The 1357-nt window shown below is 69.4% G+C and carries 1 protein-coding gene; it reads right to left on the bottom strand.

Annotated features, from left to right (window positions below):
• Positions 1–104 precede the first annotated feature (104 nt).
• Positions 105–1357 (bottom strand): non-homologous end-joining DNA ligase (gene ligD / locus ACFWPJ_RS32990; RefSeq protein ID WP_378857467.1); only part of this gene is annotated, 1253 nt, incomplete at its 5' end.

Below are 1357 nucleotides of genomic sequence, written 5' to 3'. Positions count from 1 at the left end.
GCGCCGGGACACCTCACGCCTGATCTTCGAACTCCCGTATCGAGCGCACCAGCGCTCCACAACGCGATCACCCTAGCAACACCACAGCTTTCGCGTCGACGGCATCAACCGCGCGACCATGTAACACCGGCCCACACGGGATGCCACAGCCGTCCGGTGTCGGTCCACGCCTGGAAGCGCACGGTGCCGGTGAGTTTCGGGATGACCCACTCGGCGTCGCGGCACTCGTCGGCGGTCATCTCGTTGACGAACGGCGAACTCTCCTGGCGCAGCCGGTGCAGCTCGGCCGCGATGCGCCGCGCCTGCTCGGTGTCGAACCCGGTCCCGACCCGGCCGACGTAGACGAGCCCGTTCTCGTGCGGTATCCCGAGCAGCAGCGACTTGAACTCCCGCTTGTCGCTGCGCCGCCACCCGCCGACCACGACCTCCCGCGACCGCCAGTTGCGCTGCTTGAGCCAGGTCTGGCCGCGCTTGCCCGGTTGATACACCGAGTCGACCCGCTTGGCGACGACTCCCTCCTGCCCCTGCTCGCTGCTGGCCCGCATGGCCTCGGCACCCGAACCGTCCAGCAGTTCCGAGACATTCATCGACGGCGCCAGCCTGCCGAGCGCCTCGAGTACCGCGCGCCGGTCGCTGTACTTCTTGCGCAGCAGGGAGGTGCCGTCGAGATAGAGCACGTCGAAGGCCACGAACACCGCGCGCGCCGAATCCGCTTGCAGCGCCGAGATATCCGAGAGGCCGTTCGCGTCGAGCACCACCGCCTCGCCGTCGAGCACCACCCGGTGCCCGGCCAGTTCGGTGCCGAGCGCGGCCAGCCGCGGGTACCGGGCGGTCACGGTGTTGCCCGCCCGGCTGCGGACGGTGACGGTGCCGTCGTCGATCTCGACGATCACCCGGAAGCCGTCCCACTTGGTTTCGAAGGCCCACTCCCCCGCGGCCAGTGATTCCACCGCACCGGCGGTGGCGAGCATCGGCGAGAGACCACGCGGGAGGTCGTGGGAGCCGGTGTCCACCACCGGTTCTCGCCGGACCTGGTCGCGCATGTAGTGCATCAGCCACTGGTCGCCGTTGGTCTGGATGAACGCGTAGCGGCCGTGCAGGCGCTCGCCGTCGAGTTCCACGATCACCTCGTCGTCGCGCCATTTCTCGGTGACGTAGGTGCCCGAGTCCCAGATCGTCATCTCACCCCCGCCGTACTCGCCTTTCGGGATGGTGCCGTGGAAGTGCAGGTACTCGAGCGGATGATCCTCGGTGCGGACGGCGAGTCGATTGTGTTTCGGCGCGGGGGGGGGGGCCGTGGGCCACCCCCCCCCCGCCCCGCCCCCCCCCCCGGACCGTGGCAACCCGGGGCAGAAAA

The sequence above is a fragment of the Nocardia sp. NPDC058497 genome (assembly GCF_042720195.1).
In the GTDB taxonomy this organism is placed as follows: Bacteria; Actinomycetota; Actinomycetes; order Mycobacteriales; family Mycobacteriaceae; genus Nocardia.
This window is presented reverse-complemented; position numbering and strand designations above follow the sequence as displayed.